Source organism: Planococcus salinarum (assembly GCF_007004625.1).
GTDB lineage: Bacteria > Bacillota > Bacilli > Bacillales_A > Planococcaceae > Planococcus > Planococcus salinarum.
Window position 1 is genome coordinate 82,430 of the sequence record NZ_VIFV01000003.1, and the last position, 18,565, is coordinate 100,994.

Here is an 18,565-nt window from a genome sequence, read left to right on the forward strand (position 1 = left end):
TATAGAAGGGAGAAAACATAGGGGGTATTTCAAATATGAAAAAAATCCTGATTGCAAACCGGGGAGAAATTGCGCGCCGGATCATCCGCACGTGTAAGCGTCTCGGTATTGAAACTGTTGCTATCCATTCTGAGGCTGATGGGGATCTGCCTTATGCAAGCGAAGCGACAGAAGCTGTTCTGATCGGACCAAATCCGGTTGTCCAGTCATACTTACAAGCAGAAAAAATCATTGAAGTGGCGAAACAACATAATGTGGACGCGATCCATCCGGGTTATGGATTATTATCCGAAAACGCGGGATTTGCACGCAAAGTGAAAGAAGCCGGGCTTATTTTCATCGGTCCTGACAGTGACATCATTGATATGATGGGTGACAAGATCGAATCCCGCCGTGCCATGATCAAAGCAGGCGTGCCGGTGGTTCCGGGTACGGAAGAAGGCGTTGCAACGCTTGATGAAGCTATTGAGGAAGCCGGTAAGATCGGGTATCCGCTGATGCTGAAAGCGAGTGGCGGTGGCGGCGGAATCGGAATGGTGCGCTGTGAAAATGAGCAAGCGCTCAGTCAGCAATTCGAATCCGTCAAAAACCGGGCAAAAGCCTATTTCGGCAATGACGTTGTGTATCTCGAGAAATTCATTGCGGATGCCCGCCATATCGAAGTTCAGATATTCGGGGATTCACATGGCAATATCGTTCATTTATTCGAACGGAATTGTTCTGTTCAGCGCCGCAACCAAAAAGTGATTGAAGAGTCGCCATCGCCGCATCTTCCACAGGAAGTGCGGGAGCGCTTGTGTGAAGCGTCAATCCAAGCCGGCAAAGCGGTGGGTTACAGCAATGCCGGAACTGTTGAGTTCATCGTCGACCAGTCAAATGAATTCTATTTCCTGGAGATGAACACGCGGCTGCAGGTGGAGCATCCGGTTACAGAAGAAGTAACCGGGATTGACCTGGTTGAATGGCAGATTGACGTTGCAAGGGGAGGCAAACTCCCTGAACAGGAAACGATTACGACCAAAGGCCATGCGATCGAATACCGGATTTACGCGGAAGATCCTAAAACCTTTTTCCCATCACCAGGCAAGCTGGAAAAAATAGAATGGGGCGAAGGCGCCCGCATTGAAACCGGCTATGAACAAGGAAATGCCGTCACACCGTTTTATGATCCGATGATTTCAAAAGTGATCATAAAAGGACATGACCGTGTGGAGGCACTTTCGAAATCACAGAAGTTTTTTAATCATGCTACAATTGATGGGGTAAAAACGAATATTCCGTTATTTAAAGAATTTATTGAATCACAGGAATTTATTTCAGGGGAGTATGCTACAGCTGTATTGCCGAACTGGATGGAAAAATCGAAGGAGGAAAAAACAGTATGAAAGAATTAAAAGCAACAATGGCAGGTACAGTTTTGAATGTATTGGTAGGCGAAGGCGATGCGGTAACAGCAGGTCAGGCGATTTTGACAATCGAGTCCATGAAAATGGAGATCCCTGTTGAAGCAGAATTTGCAGGATCAGTCCAGAAGGTCAATGTTGAAGTGGGCGGTTTCGTCAACGAAGGCGACACTTTGGTAACTTTGGGAGAATAAGAGACCGACAAGCAAAGGGGGCAGGCATAATGACTAAAACAACTGAAACAACGGGGTATAATGAACGTCTCGAAGGGAAATTGGCAAAAATCTTTGCAGGCGGATTGCCGAAATATCATGAAAAAATGAAAGAAAGCAATAAATTGTTCGTTCGCGATCGTTTAAAACTTCTTTTTGATGAAGAAGACTACGCAGAAGATGGCCGTTTTGCAAATGTTGAAGCAGAAGGCCTTCCGGCTGACGGCGTTGTAACCGCAATCGGCAAAGTCAATGGCCAGACGGTTTGCGTCATGGCCAATGACTCTACCGTCAAAGCAGGTTCTTGGGGTTCGCGTACAGTGGAGAAAATCATCCGCATCCAGGAAACGGCTGAAACAATGCAGGTTCCGATGCTGTATCTGGTCGATTCTGCTGGTGCGCGCATCACGGATCAATTGGATATGTTCCCGAACCGTCGAGGGGCAGGTAAGATTTTCCATAACCAAGTGAGGATGTCCGGCATGGTGCCGCAGGTTTGCCTATTGTTCGGACCGTCTGCAGCAGGCGGAGCCTACATACCGGCCTTCTGTGATATCGTCATCATGGTTGAAGGCAATGCGTCGATGTATCTTGGCTCACCACGGATGGCTGAAAAAGTCATCGGTGAAAAAGTGACGCTCGAGGAAATGGGCGGAGCGCGCATGCACTGTACCGTCAGTGGCGTTGGTGATGTACTGGTTTCTTCTGAAGAAGAAGCGATTTCAGAAGCGCGCCGTTACCTGACGAACTTCCCAGCGAATTTCGCAGTAAAACCGGATAAGCTTGAGGCAAAGGCAGCAAAAGCCGGACGCAGCCTGGAAGCGATTATTCCGGAAAACCAGAACGCACCGTTTGATATGTATGAACTGATTGATCAATTGATTGATGAAGGATCATTTTTCGATATCAAGAAATTGTTCGCACCGGAACTGATCACGGGTCTCGCCCGCATTGACGGCCAGGTGGTCGGCATTCTTGCCAACCAGCCGAAAGTAAAAGGCGGTGTACTATTCGGAGATTCAGCGGATAAAGGCGCGAAATTCATCAATCTTTGTGATGCGTTCTCAATCCCTCTTCTGTTCCTTGCCGATGTGCCCGGCTTCATGATCGGGACAAAAGTCGAACGTGCCGGTATTATCCGCCACGGGGCGAAATTCATCGCGGCCATGAGTTCTGCGACTGTGCCGAAGATTTCTGTCATCGTCCGCAAAGCTTACGGTGCGGGTCTTTACGCAATGGCCGGGCCGGCTTTTGAACCGGATGTCTGTATCGCCCTTCCAACGGCGCAAATTGCCGTTATGGGACCGGAAGCCGCAGTCAATGCGGTTTACTCGAATAAAATCGAAGCAATCGAAGATCCGAAAGAGCGCTTGAAATATGTGCAGGAAAAACACCAGGAATACAAAGAGGAGATCGATATCTATCGTTTGGCTTCCGAGCTCATCATTGATGATATCGTGGCGCCGTCCGATCTTCGCCATGTGTTATCGCAGCGTCTGGCAATCTATGATACAAAAGATTTACCAATGCCGTATCGAAAACACGCCGTTACTCCTGTATAATGAAACCTAGTGAAAGTGGAGTCTGCCTCATTGGCAGGCTTCTTTTTTAAAAGAAACCCGATTTCTTTGGTGGGAGGAATATCATGAATTTTGCTGTTATTGGCGCGGGCGCAGTGGGGATGCTGACTGCTTCGTTGTTAAAAGAGGCGGGATGTGGCGTACAGCTCATCACGCGAAGAAAAGAACAGGCAGAGCTTATCAATTCGGAGGGCATCAGCCGCGACGGAAAAGTACAATACATAAAAGCTTTCACTGAATGGGACAAAATTCCACAGAATGCATTTATTTTAGTGACCGTAAAATATGCGCATTTACCTGAAGTTATCGACACTTTGAAAAGACGGTGCCTGGATAATCCGATTGTCTTCATGCAAAACGGGATGATGCATTTGGAATTGCTGCGCTTCTTGCCGCAAAAGAATATAGCTGCAGGCATTGTTGAGCACGGAGCCCTGAAAATCAGTGACAAAGAAGTGAAACACACCGGAAGGGGCACGTTCAAGTTCGCCTTGCTTTCCGGAGATGAAAAACGGTTCCTGCCGCTGCTCACTATTAATGGTGTCAAAACCGAATGGCAGAAAGACGCTGATAAAATGCTGCTTCGCAAAGTGCTGCTGAACAGCATGATCAATCCCTTAACAGCTTTGTTGTCGATGAAGAATGGCGAACTGCTGAGCAATCCGCATGCTTATGAGTTGTTGAAAACTATATACACCGAACTGTATAGGGCGTTTCCGGAAATCGATGCGTTGCTGCCATTTGAACAGGTTACCGCATTATGTGCAGCGACTGCTGAAAACACTTCCTCGATGCTGGCGGACAAACAGGCCGGACGAACGATGGAACTGGATACAATTGTGCTCTATACGATCCAGCGGGCTTCCTGCGACCTGCCTTCCTTGCAGACGATCTATCATTTGCTGAAAGCGGCTGAGAACGAATGATGGCCTTTCTCCAGATCTTCGGGGCAATATTGATTTTCGCCCCTTTCCTAGTATTTATCTTCTTGCTGCTGCTCAGCCGCAAGAAACTCAAAAGAAAAGCGATCGGCTTTTCAGCTGACCTTACAACTTTTCTGCTGTTCATTTCTGTCCCTGTTTCAGTAGAGGCGTTATGGGAAGTGGAAATAGCATTCGCGCTCCTGGGCACAGCTCTCCTGATCGCACTTCTTCTGCTGGTAATCGAATGGAAGAAAACAAAGGAAATTGATGTGCTGAAATATATCAGAAAAACGTGGCGCCTTTACTTTCTTCTGCTGGCGATGGGATATATTCTTATATGGGTTACGGGTTTGGCATTGACGGTCATCAGCTTCGGTTGATGGGTTGCGTCGATGCTTTTTTTGTTCAACATAGAGGCTGATGTTTTTTCAAGCGAACCTGGGTCTGATATAGTAGGTGTTATGTAATGGGAAAAGGGGATTCGCAAGATGAAATTAAACCAGGAATTTGTACCACCTTCGAGCAGTTTGATGAACGATTACATAAATGGAGAAGAACAGCTTCTCCATTATTTTTCATATAGACCGGAGCACGGTTCTTTCGAAAGCAGGCAGAAAAAACTTGAAGGTCATAACGTCGACCGCAACAGATTGAGCTCTATCATCCATGCATATATGGAGCCGTACGGCATTTCCGAAAAAGCAGAAGAACATCTGAAAGATTTTCGCGAAGGAGCTTCCGTTGTCATTACCGGTCAACAGGCAGGTCTCCTGACCGGACCGTTGTACACGATTCATAAAGCGATATCAACCATTTTGCTGGCAAAGCAGGCCGAAGAACAACTGGGTGCAAAAGTGGTGCCGGTTTTTTGGATTGCAGGAGAAGATCATGATCTGGCAGAAATCAGTCATCTTTACCGAGAAGTGAACGGACGCGTGGAAAAACTCAATTTCCCTCATATGGAATACGGCAAAAAAACGGCTTCCACTGCCAGCCTGAACAAAACGAAAATCAGGAATTACCTTGAAGACTATTTCAGGAGCCTGCCGGAAACCGCCTATTCAGCCCACCTCCAGCAGATGGTCTTCGGTTTCTTGGAGACAACAGACACGTATACGGAATTTTTCTCAGCATTTCTTAATCACTTCTTCAACAAAGAAGGTCTCCTGTTTATTGATGCTGCACATCCTGAAATGAGAAACTACGAGGCGCAATATTTTAAACAGTTGATCAACCTCGCTCCCGGAATCGCTGAAGAGGTTTACACAGCAGAGCAGGAACTTGTAACTGCCGGGTATGCCCCACCGCTTTCAGCTGAAGAAGATGCCGCGAATCTTTTCATAACCGTGAAAGGTGAGCGAATCTTGTTGAAGCGGGAGGATGGGATGTTTACGGGCAACAATGGCAATGTGCGATTCAGTAAGGAAGAACTATTGACCATCGCCGAACAGACGCCCGAAATTCTCAGCAATAATGTGGTGACTCGGCCTTTGATGCAGGAAATGGTTTTTCCTGTCCTTGCTTTTGTCGGGGGTCCTGGCGAAATCGCGTATTGGTCCCTGTTGAAAAATGCATTTGCATTGCTGGAAATGGAAATGCCGGTCATCATGCCACGGCTCGGCATGACCTTCCTAAACCGGCGGGTACAGGTGCTGCTGGAGAAATACAACCTGACATTCAAAGATTTGGTGATTGATAAAAAAGCTGCGGTTTTGAAAGCTAAGCTTCTCGATTCAGTGAGAGCGCGCGGAGCGGAAAATCTCATCGATGAGTTGGAAACGAAAATACAGGATGACTTCACGACAATAAAAGAAAAATTTACTGAAGTAAGCACTGGATTGGCACCTCTTGTTGATAAGAATCTGCAATATCATCTAAAACAGCTTGATTTCCTCAAAAACAAACTGGCAGATGAAGTGGTTCTGCAGAATTCGGTTCAGTTTGGACATTACGATTTTCTGGAAAACGAGTTGATCCCTGGCGGCTCCCCGCAGGAACGGATTTATAACCCGATCCCTTACCTGAACGAGTATGGGCTGGATCTTGTGGACAAGATATTAGAGCTGGAAATGAAATATGACAAAAATCACAAACTCATCTATTTTTAACTCTCAAAAGTCTGCTGCGGCAGGCTTTTTTTTGTCTCAAGAAGTTATAGTGAGATTTTAGTTTGTAACATTTATGAAATATTTCAAAAACAAGTGGTGGGAAGTGGGGGATTGTGGTACATTAATTACAATAAGTGGGGTGATGGGTATGTTCATGGGCGAATATCAACATAGCGTTGATTCAAAGGGACGTTTGATCGTGCCTGCTAAATTTCGTGAACAACTGGGCGACAATTTTGTCATCACCAGAGGCTTGGATCACTGCTTATTCGGTTACACAATGGATGAATGGCAGAAGATTGAAGAAAAACTGAAAGAACTTCCTGTCACCAAAAAAGACGCACGTGCTTTTACACGATTCTTTTTCTCGGGCGCCACAGAAGTGGAACTTGATAAACAGGGACGCGTCAACATTCCTTCGACTTTGGTATCATACGCAAAAATCGAAAAGGAATGCATCATTCTGGGTGTCTCCAACCGATTCGAAATTTGGGCAAAAGACTCCTGGGAAGAATACTTTGCAGAATCTGAAGACTCATTTAATGACATCGCAGAAAACCTGGTGGATTTTGACTTTTAAAAAAGAAACGGAGGGAATGGATTGTTCAACCACACCACGGTTTTACTCCATGAGACTGTCGATGGACTGAACATTCGTCCTGACGGCATATACGTAGACTGCACCCTCGGTGGTGCAGGGCATAGTGAGTATCTGGTCCAACAGCTTTCCGACGAGGGTCATCTCTTCTGTTTCGATCAGGATGAGACAGCAATCGCGCATGCGAAAGAAATGCTGAAAGATTATATACATAGAATCACTTTCATCCACGCCAACTTCAAGGACATTAAAATGGAACTTGAAGAGCGTGGGATAGAAAAAGTAGACGGCATCCTTTACGACCTTGGGGTTTCATCTCCACAACTCGACACACCTGAACGCGGTTTCAGCTACCACAACGATGCACCACTGGATATGCGCATGGATCAAAGCGCTTCTCTCAGTGCCTACGAAGTGGTAAATGACTGGTCATTCGAGGATCTTGTCAGAATCTTTTACCGCTATGGAGAAGAAAAATTTTCGAAGCAGATCGCGCGCAAAATTGAAGCTGCACGAAACAAAGCACCGATCGAGACTACCGCCCAATTGGTGGAGTGCATCAAAGACGGCATCCCTGCTTTTGCAAGAAGAACAGGCGGCCATCCGGCCAAGCGTGTTTTTCAGGCAATCCGGATTGCGGTCAACGATGAACTTGGAGCCGCTGAAACTTCTTTGCAGGATGCCATCACTTTACTGGCACCCAAAGGAAGAATCAGCGTTATAACATTCCATTCACTGGAGGATCGACTGTGCAAAACCATTTTCAAAGAAGCCGCCTCGCTGCCGGAATTGCCACCGAACTTTCCGGTCATTCCTTCCGGCAGGGAGCCTGTATTGAAGCTGATCACACGGAAGCCGATTCTTCCATCAGAAGAGGAACTGGCGCACAATAACCGTTCCCGATCAGCGAAATTGCGAATAGCAGAAAAAATCAGAGACTAAGGACGTGTTTGTATGGCGTTGAATGCAAGAAAAGAAACCTATATCCAACAGCCGGCCGTTCCTCACACTCCGAATCACCAGCCGGTCAGAAAAAAAGCTCTCATCACCAAAGGTGAAAAAGTTTTATACTTATCTTTCCTGGCTGTATTCGTTATGTGCGCATTGCTGGTTCTTCAAAATCAAGCTACGATTCAGGCGACCACCCATGAAATTCAGACAATTGAAAATGATATCAATGAAATCCAGAAGCAAAATACAGATTTGTCAGTGCAAGTAAGTGAACTTTCTACATATGAGCGCATTTGGTCAAAAGCGAAAGAGCTTGGTCTAAAATTGGATGAGCAAAATGTAAAGGTAGTGCCTGGGCAATGAAAAAAAAGTTTCGATTTCAATGGGGAGCCTTTCTGCTGTTTTTAGTATTTGCAGGGCTCTTTTTCCTTTTATTGGCAAGAATTGTCGCCATCCAGGCAACTGGACAGGTGGAAGGCCAGGAGCTGGCTGCCAAAGCGGCTGCCAAATACAGCCAGGAAGAAGAGCTGGCGGCCGAACGCGGCAAAATACTTGACCGCACAGGTGAAATTATCGCTGAAGACACACTCTCCTATAAACTTGTTGCTGTTCTGGATGAGTCGGCTACGCATAAAGTCAATGATCCGCGCCACGTAACGGATATTGATAAAACAGCAGAGACCCTTGCAGAATACATCCCGGCGCCACGCGAAAAAATATACGATACACTCCAACAAGGGCAGGAAGCAGAACGCTACCAGGTCGAGTTCGGTACTGCGGGGCGGGAAATCAGCCATACGCAGATGCTCGAGATGAAAGAAGAAGATCTGCCCGGCATCCTGTTTGTCAAAAACCTTAAGCGCCTTTACCCAAATGGAGTTTTTGCTTCTCATTTAATCGGTTTTGCGATGAAAGAAGAACTTGAAAATGGGGAAACGGTAACAAAAGGGAAAATGGGGCTGGAACTGATTTATGATGATGTTTTGACCGGGGAAAACGGTAAAATAGAGTTTGACACTGATAAATGGGGCTTTTTGCTGCCCAACAGTGAATCAGCAGTCACACCGGCTGTCGATGGCTCGGATATCAAACTGACTCTCGACAGAACATTGGAAAATTTCCTGGAAGATGCCATGTCATCAGTACAGGAAGAATATGAGCCCAAGCGAATGATTGCATTGATTGCGAACCCGAAAACCGGTGAAATTTTGGCCATGTCGCAACGCCCTTCATTTAATCCGAATACGCGAGAAGGCCTGTCGGACAATTGGCTGAATGAAAGCATCCAGCTGACCACCGAACCTGGCTCGCCGATGAAAATATTCACGTTGGCTGCTGCTGTCGAAGAAGGCAAATGGAATCCGAATGCAACTTTTAAATCGGGTTCATATAATTTTGGCAACACGATTATCGGCGACCACAATGGACGAAAAGGCTGGGGTGAAATCAGTTACCTTGAAGGCTTCCAGCGTTCTTCCAACGTTTCGATGGCGTATTTGCTTGAACGGATCGGCCCTGATATCTTCATGAATTACATCGATGCCTTCGGTTTCGGCAAAAAAACCGGCATTGATCTTCCTGGCGAAGCGGCCGGAACAATTCTTGATGAACGGGAAATCAACAAACTGACCCTGACTTTTGGCCAGGGCTCGACTGTCACACCCATTCAGATGATTCAGGCCTCCACGGCTTTTGCCAACGATGGCGTCATGATGAAACCTTATATTATTGATGAAATAAAAAATCCGGATACCGGTGAAGTGACGCTCAAAGGTGAACCGCAACAAGCCGGACAGCCGATTTCAGCGGAAACCGCCAAAATCGTGCGGGATGTTATGGCATCGACGGTGACGGCGGAAGAAGGGACAGGCAAACGGTTTGCCCTGCAGGATTACACGGTTGCAGGAAAAACGGGGACTGCCCAGATTCCGGGTGAAAATGGCCGCTACATGACCGGTAAAGACAATTATCTGTTCTCTTTCGTCGGCATGGCGCCAGCTGAAGATCCGGAGCTTGTGATGTATGTCGGAATTCAGCAGCCAAACATGGATGTAACCGGACACGGCTCGAAACCCGTAGCGGAAATATTCACTTCTGTCATGGAAAATGGCTTGAAATATCTGAATATCGAACCTGAAGATGCTGAAGAAACGCCGATTGTAGAGCTCGCAGACTATTCCGGAAAGCCCTCTGATAAAGCAACAGCAGAATTGGGTTCGAAGAATATCAACGTGTTCACCACCGGCAGTTCCGGTAAAGTGACTGGCCAATATCCTGATAAAGGGGAATTGCTGTTGGCAGGGGGAACCGTCATTCTGCGGACAGAAGGCGACACAATTCTGCCGAATTTTATCGGCTGGCCCAAACGGGAATTGCTTGCTTTTCAGGCGATGAGCGGATTATCATTGGAAATTGTGGGACAAGGGTACGCGGTGAATCAGAGCCTGTCTGCAGGTTCATCCATAACGAGTGATGAACCGGTTGTTATAAGGCTGCAGACACCCGGAGATTCTTATAAAGTGCAGATGAAGGATGGGCCGGAAGGTGTACCGGAAGAAAATCCAGAAGAAATAATTACAGAAGATACATCTGAATAGGAAGATGTTTAAAGGAGATCATTTATGGACGTTTATTTAGTACTTGGATTTGGAATTGCGTTATTACTTACTGCGGGATTGATGCCTGTTTTCATCCCTTTGCTCCAACGGATGAAATTTGGGCAAAGTATCCGCGAAGAAGGCCCTGAATCACATATGAAGAAAACCGGCACACCTACTATGGGCGGCCTGGTCTTTTTAATATCCATAATTGTGACGGCATTGGGAGTTGCAGTATCTATGGACCTGCTGGTCGTGGAGCTGATGATTCTTCTGCTGGTACTGTTCGGCTATGGGTTAATCGGGTTTTTGGATGATTTTATAAAAGTCGTTTTGAAAAGGAATTTGGGGCTGACTTCTCTTCAGAAGCTTATCGCACAAATTTTCATTGCTGTCGTCTCATTCTTTTTGCTTGGAATGATCGAATTCGATACTGGTTTGGTGATTCCATTTACAACATTTTCCATTGAATTATCAGGGCTTTATGTACTGTTCATCATTTTCTGGCTGGTCGGCTTTTCGAACGCAGTCAATTTGACGGATGGTCTGGACGGTCTAGTGGCTGGAACGGCATCAATCGCCTTTGCTGCGTTTGGCGTTCTTGCCATCAGACAGGATGAAGGCGCAGTTGCCTTATTCACATTTACTGTTGCAGGAGCTTTGATCGGCTTCCTGATCTTCAATAAATACCCGGCCAAAGTTTTTATGGGCGATACGGGATCCCTGGCACTCGGTGGGGCGTTGGCAATGGTTTCGATTCTGTTGAAACAGGAATTGCTGCTGCTGCTGATCGGAATTGTTTTCGTTATCGAAACGGCTTCAGTTATTCTGCAGGTCGGAAGCTTTAAATTAAGAAAGAAACGAATTTTTAAAATGAGTCCGATCCATCACCATTTTGAATTGAGTGGATGGTCTGAATGGAAAGTAGTTTCGGTATTCTGGCTGGTTGGTTTGATCGCCGCAGTAATGGCCGTCGTTCTGGAGGTAATGTAAATGAAAGAGTTGGAGCAGGTCCATCATAAAAAAGTGTTGGTTCTCGGATTGGCGAAAAGCGGTTTTACAGCAGCCCGGCTGCTGCATAAATTAGGTGCTTTTGTCACTGTCAACGATGCAAAGACTTTCGAAGAGAATCCCGAAGCCCAGGAATTGCTGAATTTGGGAGTTACGGTCATATGTGGCCGACATCCGGAAGATTTGCTGGAAGAAGGATTTGAATTACTGGTGAAAAACCCGGGCATCCCCTATTCCAATCCTATGATCCGCGCAGCACAGGAGAAGGGGATTCCGGTTTGGACGGAAATTGAATTGGCCTATAAAATAAGTGAGGCTCCATTTATCGGCATCACCGGCTCGAACGGAAAAACAACAACAACCACGCTTTTGTTCCACATGCTCAATCAGGATGAAAAGGAGCCGCTGGTTGCCGGTAATATCGGAACAGTGGCATGTGGTGTCGCAGAACATGCGAAAGCTGAAAACGTCATCGTAACAGAATTGTCTTCTTTCCAGTTGAAAGGGACGGAAACTTTCCGCCCGCGCATTGCCATTGTGGTAAACCTGTATGAAGCCCACCTGGATTATCATGGGTCCCTGGAAGACTATGAAGCGTCGAAGATGAAGCTGACACAAAACCAGACAACTGAAGATTACTTTATCTATAACGCCGACCAGCCCCATCTGGCTGCCTATGCGCAGAAATGCAAAGCGCAGCTCGTGCCTTTTACAGTAAAAGGCAAGACCGAAGACAGCATAAGTGCCGATGAAAATTTTATTTACTGGCAGGGGAAAAAACTGATCGAACGCTCAAAAATCATGCTCGGCGGACAGCATAACCTCGAAAACATCATGGCTGCCGCCGCCGCTGCGTTGATTTGGGGCGGAACGGAAGAAACTATTATCCGTGTACTGACGTCCTTTACAGGGGTCAAGCATCGATCGCAATTCGTTGTCAACTGGAAAGGCCGGAAATTCTACAACGATTCAAAAGCTACTAATGCGCTGGCGACGAAAAGTGCCCTGGAAGCATTTCCGGGCAACATCGTTCTGCTGGCAGGGGGACTCGAACGCAATCACTCACTTGAAGAGTTGAGGCCTTATATGAATCGGGTTAAAGCGCTTGTGACTTTCGGAGAAACTTCCGATCGATTTGAACAGTTCGCGTTTGACTGTGGAGTGGATAAGGTGGAAAAAGTTTCGGACATGCGCGGTGCCGTCGAAAAGGCGGTCAGCAATTCCGACGATGGCGACACCATCCTGTTGTCGCCGGCGTGTGCAAGCTGGGATCAGTATGAAAATTTCGAAATCCGCGGAGATGCCTTTATCGAAGCGGTCAGACAAGTGACTGAAGCGGACGATTAAGAAAAGAAAAGCGAAAGCGCCCGTTAAGCTCTGAAAGGCATAAGACGAAACAGCGGAGCGGCGTCCTTTGCCGCATAGCTGGGTCGGCTTATGACCCGAAGAGCTGGGCCGCTGGAGTCTGGACAAAGAAAAGCGAAAGCGAGAGATAGCCCAAACTTGTTTGGGCCTATCTCTTGCGACGAAGCAGCGAAGCGATGCAGGAGCACTTTTAACCGAAGAGCCGGCCCGCTGGAGTCTGGACAAAGAAAAGCGAAAGCGCCCGCTAAGTCCCGACAAGCGCTGGAGGGCTTGGAAGTAATGGCGTCCTTTGCCATTGCAGCCAAGACCGAAGCGACTCGAGGGACTGGGCCGCTGGAGTCTGGACAAAGAAAAGCTTCTTGCCAAGTTGATTCATTAAAAAAGCCACCGGATTTCATCTTCAGAAAGGAGCAGCAATTATGGAGAAAGTGATTGATATAGAAGAACGCATCCCCACGCTTCGTGAGCGTCGGCGAAGAAGAACCAATCGCAAATTCCTGGCATTGCTGTTCATTATTCTGATCCTGTTGGCTGCTTTGATTTACAGCCAATCCAAATACAGTGAGATTCAAACCATTTCAGTCAGCGGAGCATCCATATACGACGATGAAAAGTATATTGAAGCAAGCACGCTGGCTGCAGGAGATTCGATGTGGTCCTTCAATTCCGGTGAAATCGAGCAGACCATAAGCGGGCTGGAGTGGGTGGAGACAGCTGCAGTTGATAAAAAATGGCTGACTGGTGTGGAAATCACGGTTTCAGAATTTCCTTCCATCGGTTATCTGGAAAACGACAATGGATACCAGAAATTATTATCGAACGGTTACGCAGTGGAATTGCCCGTTGAAACAGTAGATGGACCCGTTTTTACAAATGTCGGGAACCCGGAGATCCGCTTGGAGCTTTCAGCCCAATTGGAGCGGCTCGATTCCGAGGTTTCAAATATGCTGTCACAGCTCGTTTTGACTGATGGCGAAACGGAAACTGCCGATGTCACTCTATATATGACAGACGGCAACGAAATCCGGGCAAAACTGAACACACTGGCAGAAAAACTTAACTACTATCCATCTTTGATAGCACAATTGGATGAAGGCCAAAACGGAGTTTTTGATATGGAGGTTGGAATTACTTTCCGCTCCTTTGATGACGTTTACGGTCCTCCAAAGGAGGCTGCAGATGAAGAAACCGAGCAGCCGTAAACAGGCGAAGTTCAGCAAGTCGATCATCTTTCCGCTTGTATTCCTTGTTCTGGGTTTTATACTTGCATATTCTTACAGCCTTTCCCAGGCAGAAGAAACCAGCGGTGATTTCATGGCAAACTCCCAGTTTGAACAGGAAGAACGTTTTCGGGAAGAACTGATCGAGCAGCAGGAACGCAATAAAACCTTGCGGGAAGAAATGCAGAATAAGCAAAACGCACTTCAGGAATTTGAAAGCTCCTTTTCAACTGAAGAAGCAGATTATAGCGGAATGGCTGCAGAAGCCGAAAAGCTCCGCCGATACATCGGTCTGATGCCGGTGGAAGGGGAGGGGTTGAAGGTTGTCCTTGAAGATGGAGAATACAGTCTCGAGGCCGTCAACCCGAATAATTATATTGTGCATGAAAGCCATGTCTTCCAAGTGATTCACGAAATGTACATTTCCGGGGCAGAAGCTGTTTCAGTAAACGGCCAGAGAATTCAATCGAATTCGACGATTGTTTGCACCGGACCGGTAATCGAAGTGGATGGAGTGCAACATCCGGCACCTTTTGTAATTGAAGCAATCGGAAAACCGGAAGTTCTTGCCGCATCTTTGGAATTGCCGGGTGGAGTTCTCGATCAATTGGTCAATGACAATATAATTGTTACCATGGACGAGGGGCTGGTCATCTCAATGCCTGCCCTGCTGTCGGAATCATGATTGAGGGGGAAGTTGCATGAAAAAGAAAGTCTTTTCCCGGTTTACGATGATCTTGTTTGTCATCGGTCTGATGACTGCAATTCAATTCAATACGATAAACGAGCCGGATTCACGCGACACGCGGGATGTTTGGGAAATCAGACAAGAGCTTTCCAGGGAAAAGCAACTTCACTCTGAGTTATTATCCGAGATTGGCACTATTGATGAAACGCTTGAAAAATACAAGGAATCTGAAAGTGATAGTCCGGAGCAGGCCTTGCAGGAGACAGTTGAAACATTGCGGAAAGAAGCCGGCCTTACCGAATTAACAGGGCCAGGTTTACGGATTGTCATCGAACCCTCACCGGAAGCTGTTGCAACCGGACAGAATATCGAGCAGATCTCGCCGGCACTGTTGATCCGCTTTGTGAATGAAATCAATCGATTCAATGCAATCGATTTGGCAATCGACGGCAAGCGGCTCATCAATACCAGTCCAATCCGCGACATCAACGGCAGGACCACTGTCAACGGCGAACCTATCGGAACTCCACCACTGGAAATGACGATTGTAGCCGGAACATTTGAAAATGCAGAAAAACTTTATAACCATTTAAACGCATCACCGATACTCGATAATTTTTATATCGACAACCTTTCGGTGGATGTGAAGCGGCCTCAGAAAAAAATTACGATTGAAGCCTATAATGAAGAGCTTGAACTCGATCATTTAAAAGCAGCAGAGGGGGAATAGCGATGTGGCTTTCGATTTTGGGGCTGATCCTGGGGGTTTCACTTGGACTTCTGACGGATATCAGAATACCGCCTGAATACGCCAACTACCTTTCCATTGCTGTGCTCGCAGCACTCGACACACTTTTCGGAGGGATTCGGGCGCATCTTCAGCAAGTATATGACGATAAAGTATTCGTATCGGGGTTCTTCTTCAATATCATGCTGGCAGCCGGGCTGGCATTTCTCGGAGTTCATCTTGGAGTCGATTTGTATCTGGCAGCAATCTTTGCTTTCGGAGTCAGGCTGTTTCAGAATATCGCAGTTATCCGGCGTATTTTATTGAACAAATGGACAGAAAAAAAAGAGATTCGGGAATCAGTTTGAATTTTCAGACCAAATGCGCAAATATTGCATCAAATTACTTAGACAAGGTGTATAATCTACAATAGAATATAAGTAATTGGAATATAATAAGGAGGTGCCACGAATTGAGCCAATCAGAATTGTATGTAAGTTTAGATATTGGGTCGTCGTCGGTTAAAGTGTTGATCGGAGAAATGGCCAATAAATCGTTGCACGTCATCGGTGTTGGCAATGTTAAATCAAACGGTATTAAAAAAGGGGCTATTGTTGACATAGATGCAACTGTCCAATCAATCAAAAAAGCGGTCGACCAGGCGGAGCGGATGATCGGCAAGTCCATCCACGAAGTTGTCCTTGGGATACCTGCCAATAAAATGATGCTGCAACCTGTTAAAGGGGTCGTTGCAGTCAACAGCGAAAACCGGGAGATTACCGATGAAGATATGGACCGGGTGCTTGAAGCGGCCCAGGTTATTTCCATTCCCCCAGAACGGGAGTTGGTGAACATCATTCCTGAGCAATATATCGTAGACCATTTGGATGAAATTAAAGATCCACGGGGTATGATTGGGATTCGCCTTGAAATGGATGGTACAATGGTGACGACGTCCAAGACGATTTTACACAACGTCCTGCGGTGCGTTGAAAGGGCCGGCCTTCAAATCCGGGATATCTATCCTCAACCACTGGCTGCAGGATATTACGCATTGACGGAAGATGAAAAAAATCATGGCACAGCGTGCATTGATATCGGTGGGGGATCAACCTCAATCGCCATTTTCCAGGACGGTCATCTCGCAGCATCGACAGTGATACCGGTCGGAGGCGACCATGTAACGAAGGATTTATCCATCGTGCTGAAAACGCCGACTGACCAGGCTGAAAAGATCAAACTCGAGTACGGCCATGCTTTTTATGATAACGCTTCTGATGATGAATTGTTCGAAGTGCCAGTTATAGGTTCTGATACGAAAGAACAATACAGCCAAAAATACATATCTGAAATAATCGGAGTTCGCCTGGAAGAACTTTTTGAATTGATTTTGGATGAATTTTACCGTCTTGGTGTCCAGGACCTTCCAGGGGGTGTCGTCCTTACGGGCGGCATGGCTAAGCTTGAAGGCCTTCCTGAGCTCGCGCGCAATATTCTTCAGACGCGAGTGCGCCTGTTCACACCTGAATATATCGGGGTGCGCGAACCGCAATATACGACTTCGGTCGGGCTGATTCAATACGCTTATATGGAAGATGTCTTTTATGGGCGCATCGGCAGCGGAGCAGCATTGGGCAGCACAGCCAAGCTTGAACAGGAACCGAAGCCACAGAAACAAAGACAGCAAAAACAGCCGAAAGAAGACGGCGAAGGCGTAGTAACCAAAGCCAAAAAAATGTTTGACAGATTCTTTGAGTAAGAAAAGCGGAAGCGCCTGTTCAGCTCTGAAGGGCATAAGGCAGACCAGCGAAGTGGCGTTCCTTGCCACGCAGCTGGATTGACTTATGATCCGAAGAGTTAGGCGCTGGAGTCTGGACAAAGAATCTCTATTTCAAAGTCCTTTTAAACTTTAAAAGTTATATTTTCTGATTGATAATAAAACATTGCATCATGCTTCATCACAGAGCAGAGCAATTTTAGGAGGAAAAAGAATGTTGGAATTTGATACATCAGTTGATGCTATGGCAGTTATAAAAGTTATCGGTGTTGGCGGCGGCGGGAACAACGCCGTAAACCGCATGATCGAACACGGAGTGCAGGGTGTAGAGTTTATCGCAGTCAACACGGATGCGCAGGCGCTCAATCTTTCAAGAGCTGAAGTCCGCCTTCAAATTGGCGGGAAATTGACACGTGGTCTTGGTGCCGGTGCCAATCCTGAAGTCGGCAAAAAAGCAGCAGAAGAAAGCAAAGAACAGATTGAAGAAGCTTTGCGCGGAGCGGACATGGTATTTGTGACAGCCGGCATGGGCGGTGGGACCGGAACAGGTGCTGCTCCGGTCATCGCAGCAATCGCCAAAGAACTTGGCGCATTGACAGTCGGTGTTGTAACCCGTCCTTTCACATTTGAAGGGCGCAAGCGTTCCACACAGGCAATCGGCGGAATCGGACAGATGAAAGAATCAGTCGATACACTTATCGTAATCCCGAATGATCGCTTGCTTGAAATCGTCGATAAAAATACGCCGATGCTTGAAGCTTTCAGAGAAGCGGATAACGTCCTTCGCCAGGGTGTCCAGGGTATTTCGGACCTGATTGCAGTTCCCGGCCTCATCAACCTTGACTTTGCAGATGTTAAAACAATCATGTCGAACAAAGGTTCAGCATTGATGGGAATCGGTGTTTCTTCAGGAGAAAATCGTGCTTCGGAAGCTGCGAAAAAAGCAGTTTCAAGTCCGTTGCTTGAAGTATCTGTCGACGGAGCAAAAGGTGTTCTTATGAACATCACCGGCGGATCCAATTTAAGCCTATATGAAGTTCAGGAAGCAGCAGACATCGTCGCTTCTGCATCCGATGAAGATGTAAATATGATTTTTGGTTCTGTTATCAACGATAATCTGAAAGACGAAATTATCGTTACAGTAATTGCAACAGGCTTCAATGAGGAACAGATTCAGCCGAGAACTCCAAGAGGCTCCGGTTTGAACACCAGCCGTGTACAGTCTATTCAGCAGCAGCAGGCTCCTCAGCCAACACTTCGTGAAGCACGCCGCGAAGAGCAGCGACGCGAAGAACAGGCTCCTGTCTATCAACAGGAACCGGTGCGCCAGGAAAAACCGCAGGATGATGCTTTGGACATCCCGACTTTCCTCCGCAACAGACAAAAACGACGTTAATCAAAACAG

The 18,565-nt window shown here is 46.8% G+C and carries 18 protein-coding genes; all 18 read left to right on the top strand.

Going from position 1 to position 18,565, the window contains the following annotated elements:
* The first annotated feature begins 35 nt into the window (after positions 1–35).
* The 18 genes from DIJ65_RS04150 (at position 36) to ftsZ (ending at position 18,556) form a co-directional block, all read left to right on the top strand.
* Entirely contained in the window at positions 36–1,385 is a 1,350-nt protein-coding gene (locus DIJ65_RS04150; RefSeq protein WP_117301447.1) for an acetyl-CoA carboxylase biotin carboxylase subunit, read from the top strand.
* A complete protein-coding gene (locus DIJ65_RS04155; protein WP_117301445.1) occupies positions 1,382–1,597 on the top strand; it encodes an acyl-CoA carboxylase biotin carboxyl carrier protein subunit in 216 nt (71 codons plus the stop codon). Before DIJ65_RS04150 ends, DIJ65_RS04155 begins: the two co-directional genes overlap by 4 nt.
* A 29-nt stretch (positions 1,598–1,626) precedes the next feature.
* Positions 1,627–3,177, top strand: coding sequence for an acyl-CoA carboxylase subunit beta (locus DIJ65_RS04160; protein ID WP_117301443.1), 1,551 nt, complete (start codon positions 1,627–1,629; stop codon positions 3,175–3,177).
* A gap of 83 nt (positions 3,178–3,260) precedes the next feature.
* The gene (locus DIJ65_RS04165) at positions 3,261–4,121 is read left to right on the top strand and encodes a ketopantoate reductase family protein (protein WP_117301441.1); all 861 of its coding nucleotides are present in this window, start codon (positions 3,261–3,263) and stop codon (positions 4,119–4,121) included.
* Entirely contained in the window at positions 4,118–4,498 is a 381-nt protein-coding gene (locus DIJ65_RS04170; RefSeq protein ID WP_230321366.1) for a DUF3397 family protein, read from the top strand. The genes DIJ65_RS04165 and DIJ65_RS04170 overlap by 4 nt, the downstream gene beginning before the upstream one ends.
* 108 nt (positions 4,499–4,606) lie before the next feature.
* Complete coding sequence (bshC, locus tag DIJ65_RS04175; protein ID WP_117301439.1) at positions 4,607–6,226, top strand: bacillithiol biosynthesis cysteine-adding enzyme BshC; 1,620 nt, start codon at positions 4,607–4,609, stop codon at positions 6,224–6,226.
* A gap of 148 nt (positions 6,227–6,374) precedes the next feature.
* Positions 6,375–6,806, top strand: coding sequence for a division/cell wall cluster transcriptional repressor MraZ (gene mraZ / locus DIJ65_RS04180; RefSeq protein WP_117301437.1), 432 nt, complete (start codon positions 6,375–6,377; stop codon positions 6,804–6,806).
* A gap of 21 nt (positions 6,807–6,827) precedes the next feature.
* Positions 6,828–7,766, top strand: coding sequence for a 16S rRNA (cytosine(1402)-N(4))-methyltransferase RsmH (rsmH, locus tag DIJ65_RS04185; RefSeq protein ID WP_117301435.1), 939 nt, complete (start codon positions 6,828–6,830; stop codon positions 7,764–7,766).
* Positions 7,767–7,778: 12 nt separating this feature from the next.
* The gene (ftsL, locus tag DIJ65_RS04190) at positions 7,779–8,138 is read left to right on the top strand and encodes a cell division protein FtsL (protein WP_117301434.1); all 360 of its coding nucleotides are present in this window, start codon (positions 7,779–7,781) and stop codon (positions 8,136–8,138) included.
* Positions 8,135–10,372, top strand: coding sequence for a penicillin-binding transpeptidase domain-containing protein (locus DIJ65_RS04195; protein WP_117301432.1), 2,238 nt, complete (start codon positions 8,135–8,137; stop codon positions 10,370–10,372). The genes ftsL and DIJ65_RS04195 overlap by 4 nt, the downstream gene beginning before the upstream one ends.
* 24 nt (positions 10,373–10,396) lie before the next feature.
* Positions 10,397–11,365: a phospho-N-acetylmuramoyl-pentapeptide-transferase gene (gene mraY, locus DIJ65_RS04200; protein ID WP_117301430.1), complete on the top strand. Its 969-nt coding sequence runs from the start codon at positions 10,397–10,399 to the stop codon at positions 11,363–11,365.
* The gene (gene murD, locus DIJ65_RS04205; protein ID WP_117301428.1) at positions 11,366–12,730 is read left to right on the top strand and encodes a UDP-N-acetylmuramoyl-L-alanine--D-glutamate ligase; all 1,365 of its coding nucleotides are present in this window, start codon (positions 11,366–11,368) and stop codon (positions 12,728–12,730) included. It begins immediately after the preceding gene.
* Positions 12,731–13,167: 437 nt separating this feature from the next.
* Positions 13,168–13,950: a cell division protein FtsQ/DivIB gene (locus DIJ65_RS04210; RefSeq protein ID WP_117303173.1), complete on the top strand. Its 783-nt coding sequence runs from the start codon at positions 13,168–13,170 to the stop codon at positions 13,948–13,950.
* Entirely contained in the window at positions 13,928–14,653 is a 726-nt protein-coding gene (locus tag DIJ65_RS04215; protein WP_117303175.1) for a DUF881 domain-containing protein, read from the top strand. Before DIJ65_RS04210 ends, DIJ65_RS04215 begins: the two co-directional genes overlap by 23 nt.
* Before the next feature lie 16 nt (positions 14,654–14,669).
* Complete coding sequence (locus tag DIJ65_RS04220) at positions 14,670–15,386, top strand: DUF881 domain-containing protein (RefSeq protein WP_117303177.1); 717 nt, start codon at positions 14,670–14,672, stop codon at positions 15,384–15,386.
* Between the two features lie 2 nt (positions 15,387–15,388).
* Positions 15,389–15,751: a small basic family protein gene (locus DIJ65_RS04225; RefSeq protein ID WP_117303179.1), complete on the top strand. Its 363-nt coding sequence runs from the start codon at positions 15,389–15,391 to the stop codon at positions 15,749–15,751.
* A gap of 104 nt (positions 15,752–15,855) precedes the next feature.
* On the top strand, positions 15,856–17,142 hold the full coding sequence (gene ftsA / locus DIJ65_RS04230; protein ID WP_117303181.1) for a cell division protein FtsA: 1,287 nt from the start codon (positions 15,856–15,858) through the stop codon (positions 17,140–17,142).
* 232 nt (positions 17,143–17,374) lie between these two features.
* On the top strand, positions 17,375–18,556 hold the full coding sequence (gene ftsZ / locus DIJ65_RS04235; protein WP_117303183.1) for a cell division protein FtsZ: 1,182 nt from the start codon (positions 17,375–17,377) through the stop codon (positions 18,554–18,556).
* Positions 18,557–18,565 lie beyond the last annotated feature (9 nt).